Origin of the sequence: Pseudomonas brassicacearum subsp. neoaurantiaca, from assembly GCF_013608025.1 — a bacterium.
Lineage (GTDB): Bacteria > Pseudomonadota > Gammaproteobacteria > Pseudomonadales > Pseudomonadaceae > Aquipseudomonas.
Window position 1 is genome coordinate 6,152 of record NZ_VDLV01000040.1, and the last position, 4,758, is coordinate 10,909.

4 protein-coding genes and 1 pseudogene are annotated in these 4,758 nt (G+C 59.9%); 3 read left to right on the forward strand and 2 right to left on the reverse strand.

The window, feature by feature from the left end; translation table 11 throughout:
* From FHK92_RS28025 to FHK92_RS20280, 3 genes and pseudogenes are all read left to right on the forward strand, one after another.
* Positions 1-654, forward strand: a pseudogene (locus FHK92_RS28025) (hypothetical protein); the annotation flags it as partial.
* Positions 647-979, forward strand: a complete 333-nt coding sequence (locus tag FHK92_RS20275) for a hypothetical protein (RefSeq protein ID WP_181289631.1) — start codon at positions 647-649, stop codon at positions 977-979. The pseudogene FHK92_RS28025 and the gene FHK92_RS20275, both read left to right, overlap by 8 nt.
* Positions 976-1,512: a hypothetical protein gene (locus FHK92_RS20280; RefSeq protein ID WP_309109612.1), complete on the forward strand. Its 537-nt coding sequence runs from the start codon at positions 976-978 to the stop codon at positions 1,510-1,512. The genes FHK92_RS20275 and FHK92_RS20280 overlap by 4 nt, the downstream gene beginning before the upstream one ends.
* A 189-nt stretch (positions 1,513-1,701) precedes the next feature.
* Here FHK92_RS20280 and FHK92_RS20285 read toward each other — a convergent pair whose 3' ends face one another.
* Together FHK92_RS20285 and FHK92_RS20290 are read right to left on the reverse strand one after the other, a co-directional pair.
* A complete protein-coding gene (locus FHK92_RS20285; protein ID WP_181289633.1) occupies positions 1,702-3,642 on the reverse strand; it encodes a type VI secretion system Vgr family protein in 1,941 nt (646 codons plus the stop codon).
* A 170-nt stretch (positions 3,643-3,812) separates the two neighbouring features.
* On the reverse strand, positions 3,813-4,758 hold a 946-nt coding region (locus tag FHK92_RS20290; protein ID WP_181289634.1), incomplete at its 5' end, for an AAA family ATPase.

The following is a 4,758-nucleotide window of genomic DNA, read 5'->3' on the forward strand; positions in this document are numbered from 1 at the left end:
GCGGCAGCGGGCGGAGCCTTGTTGCTCGCGGCTTTTGCCGGCGCTGCCGCTTTCTTCGGCGCCCTCGCCGTCGGTGGTGCGCTGTACGCCGGCATGGAGTTGCTGGGTGATTTGGGCGACCGTCTCGGCCCCGGCTATCGGGACTTGTTCCAAGGCGTGGCAGGCATGGCCCTGCTCGGTGCTGGTCCGAAGCTGGCCCGTAAGCCCATGACGGCGGCCGAGCGAACAATCCTGGCTCGTCAGCGACAGGAGCAGATGCTCAAGGACAATCGAGGATTCAACATTAGCCCGACGGCATGGGATACATACCCTACGATTGGCCGGGCCGGTACTTTTGTTTCTGACAAGAAAGGCATCACCGACGTTATCGGGAATTTTTCGGGCCGTTCCAAGATCACCATCAGTGGTAAAAAAGCTGCAGAACTGGAGCGCGCCTTTGGTTTGGAAAAAGATGCGCTTAAAGGCGGATTCAAGATCAGGCAGGTCGATGATGTCGTGGGGCGCATGCCCAGAAGCCCGATGGAGGGGAACCAATATTTCCTGGGACCAGGCAAACACTTGCCAGGTGGAGCTCCAGAAATGGTTGTCGAATCGATTCCAACCAAGGATGCGGACGGTATTACTACTTTAACCGAGGTATTTGTCAGTGATTAATGATGTGTTGAAGGCGTACGTGGAAAAAGCGGACGGTGACGTGATTCGTGTTCAAGTCATCGATAACGCCTTGGATTCGCCTTTGCGGACCATTGGATTTTCGAATGCGGCAGAGAAAGATATCTACGTTCTGCAGGTTGCGGACAACAAGCAAAAGGCCAAGGTGTTCGATGAACTCCGTTCATTGGGCGTGGCCTTTTCCGCGGGCAAGGAATGGTGCCCTTCCGAAGTGTTCGAATACCTTCGCGACGAGCAATTGCTGAGCGGCAAGTACTTGCGAGTCGCATGGACGCAGCCCGGTCAATACCGGCTTACGAGCGAGTGAAATTTGCTTCCTTGGACAACGTATTGCAGCTGGCCCTGGCCAATGACGCGTTGGATAGATTTCTCGTTGGCGAGCCGTTCTATTTTCAAGAAGCCAGGAATGACAATGCAGAACCGCAGAACGTCGTCGCGGCATTCGATCAGCTGGTGCTGCGTTACTGGCAACAGACTCACGACAGTCAGTTTCCCGGGCGCTTCGTGGCGGCTTTGCTCAAGATCCTCGCGACCTACCCTGACCGCAATCGGGCGATATATGTCGCTGCGGTGTGGGTCTGGTATTACCGGTTTTGCCTGAGCAAAAAGCAGGCACAACCCGAGGGGCTTTATGCCGACCTGTTCGAGATCGACATGGGCGCCGTGGCGTTGGCTCTTCAGCGCCAGCTTGAGCTCAACAAGGCTGAGCTGGTGCAGGACACGCGGTGGGCGGGCGGCACTTGGAACAGCCAGAACGGCTTGTGGGGGCCACTGATGCGCACCGCCTTGGTCGTCCGGGATAAGCTGGGCGGCCCTGACTTCGTGCCGGTCAATCATTGAGCGACTAGTACTGTATTCGGGGCTATCGGTGGACCCGTGGCGAGGGAGCTTGCTCCCGCTTGAGTGCGAAGCGCTCACAAAAGGGGCTGCTACGCAGCCCAGCAGGAGCGAGCTCCCTCGCCACGGGGATCTTCGTTTTTTTAAGTCAGCAGCGTTGCCGTCAGGTTAGGGGTGTTCCGGCCGTGGACTTCATGGTTTGGCCTTCGCCGGGAACAACGCTTTTACCGCCGCATCGATAACGCCCTTGATGCCCTTGCCTTTTGCATCCACTTCGCTGGCACCACCGGAGTTGAGGTCCAGGCGGCCGCCCGTGTCGATGTTGCCATTGCCACTCGCATAGATATTGAACGCGGTGCCCGAGATGTTGATCTCGCCGCTGGCGTTGAACTCCAGCACGCTCTTGCCGCATACCAGTCGAATCTGCGAACCCGCCTCCACGAGGTATTGGGTGCTGATGCTGTCGCTCTTGGTTCCGCCGACGAGCAAAGCATCGTTGCGCTGCACGGCCCGCAGCCGGTCTTGGCCAATCCGTACGGTTTCGTTGTGGCCGATGCTTTTGTTGCGGTCGTGGCCCACCGAATGGCTTTCATCCACCTCGACCACGATGTCCTGGTTGCGCTCGGCGTGGATGTACAACTGCTCGGCGCCTTTCTTGTCTTCCATGCGGATTTCGTTGAAGTTCGCCGGCGTACCGCCCTTGCTCGAACGGCTTTTGGTGCCGCTCTGCGTGGCATTGGCGGGCAGCGCATAAGGGACGGTTTGCTCGGCGTTATACACACGGCCGGTGATGATCGGCCGGTCGGGGTCGCCTTCGAGGAAGCTGACGATCACTTCCTGGCCGATACGCGGGATCTGCACCGAGCCCCAATTCTTGCCGGCCCAAGCCTGCGACACACGAATCCAGCACGAGCTGTTTTCGTTGGATTGGTCGTGACGGTCCCAGTAGAAATGCACCTTCACTCGGCCGAACTGATCGGTCCAGATTTCCTCGCCCTTGGGGCCGACCACCAGCGCCGTCTGCGGCCCCTTGACGATGGGGCGGTGGGTGATCGCCATCGGGCGAAAGCTCTGTTGGGCGTCGATGCAGGTCAGGCTGCTTTCAAATTGCGCCGAAGGCGCGCCAACGCCGCTCTCGCCGCTTTCCTGGGACAGGTAGTAACGCGCACCGACGATCAGGTATTCGCGGTTCTGGTCCTTGCGGCTGAAGCCTGTGAGGCTGAACAGATGCCCCGAACCCAGGCCTCGGGCGTTACCCGCCAGCTCGACCTGTTCGTGCAAGGTCTGCAAGGCCTCGATGCGGGTGCGGGCGTAGTGCTCGCCGTCGGTACTTTGCACGTAGGTGCCGGGGTAATCGTAGAGCGGATAGTTGCCAGCGGTGTGCGGGCGGGGCATGGCCGAGCGCACATCGATGCGCGCGCTGGGCCGTTGGAAATCGTAGTCGTTGAGCTCAAGCGAACCCGGTTGGACTTCCTGGGCCAGGTGCCAGTCGTGGATGTGGTCGCGCTCGCGCTGTTGCTCATTCTTCGGGTAGTAGGGCACCGACGCATAGCCGGGCGCACGGGTATGAGCGCCATAGGCGTCGGCCATCACCAGCACATGGCGGCCCTGTTCATGGCGGAAGAAATAGTAGATGCCTTCCTGCTCCATCAGACGACTGACGAAATCGAAACTCGTTTCGCGGTACTGCACGCAGTATTCCCACTCGCGATACGGATGGCTCAGGGCGTCTTCGAAATCGGAAAAGCCCAGGTCGCGGAACACCTGCTTGATGATCTGCGGGATGGTCAGGTTCTGGAAAATCCGGCAATCGGAAGTGCGGGTCAGCAGCCATAGCCATGGTCGCAGGGTGACCTGGTAACTGGCGAACTGGCCCTGGTCGACGTTCTGGCTGCAGCGGGCGACGATGCCATGGAAATGCCGTTCGCCGCCGCCGTCCAACTGCAGGCTCACGCACATCGGTTTGCCGAGCAGTTGGTTGAGGTCGATGGCGTTGTCCAGCGAGTGCAGCTGCAACTCATAGTTAAACAGCCGCCCCAGCTCTTCGCCGCCGCCCATGTCCTTGAGCAGCAGTACCTCGGGTCCGAGGGGGCTGGTGATCTTGGCCAGGCGGGAGGCTTGGTTGAATAGCATCGGTTATCTCATCGTGATAATGGTTGCCTGCTGATTGCCTGACGACACCGGAACAACTGTGGGAGCGAGCTTGCTCGCGATGGCGGCGTGTCAGTCAACATGGATGTTGAATGTGACTGCGCTATCGCGAGCAAGCTCGCTCCCACAGGGTTAGACGGTGTTCCTTCGAGTCAGGCCGCGTCGCTGAAATCGTACTTCAGCTCGTTGTCCACCGCGCTGATCCGCACGCCGGCCATGGCCTTGCCTTCAAGCATGCGGGTGAGGAACTCACGGCTCATGTCCGGTAGCAGGCTGTTGGTCAGGATGGTGTCGATCATGCGCCCGCCGCTTTCGGTTTCGGTGCAGCGCGAGACGATCAGGTCGATCACCGCGTCGTCGTAGTCGAAGGCGACTTTGTGGGTGCTCTCCACGCGCTTCTTGATGCGGTTGAGTTGCAGGCGGGTGATTGCCTTGAGCATCTCGTCGCTGAGTGGGTAGTACGGAATCGTCACCAGACGGCCGAGCAAGGCCGGCGGGAAAATCTCCAGCAGCGGCTGGCGCAAGGCCTTGGCGATCTCTTCCGGCTCGGGCACGTTCTGCGGGTCCTTGCAGACCTGGGCAATCAGCTCGGTGCCGGCGTTGGTGGTCAGCAGGATCAAGGTGTTCTTGAAGTCGATCACCCGGCCTTCGCCGTCCTCCATCACGCCTTTGTCGAACACCTGGAAGAAGATTTCATGCACGTCCGGGTGGGCTTTTTCCACCTCGTCCAACAGCACCACGCTGTACGGTTTGCGCCGCACGGCTTCGGTCAGCACGCCGCCTTCGCCGTAGCCAATGTAGCCCGGTGGCGCGCCCTTGAGGGTCGATACGGTGTGGGCTTCCTGGAACTCGCTCATGTTGATGGTGATGACGTTCTGCTCGCCGCCGTACATGGCTTCGGCCAGGGCCAGGGCGGTTTCGGTCTTGCCCACGCCGGAGGTGCCGGCGAGCATGAACACGCCAATCGGCTTGCTCGGGTTGTCGAGGCCGGCGCGGGAGGTCTGGATGCGCTTGGCGATCATCTGCAAGGCATGGTCCTGGCCGATGATGCGTTTCTTCAGGTGCTGGTCGAGGTTGAGCACGGTTTCCAGTTCATTG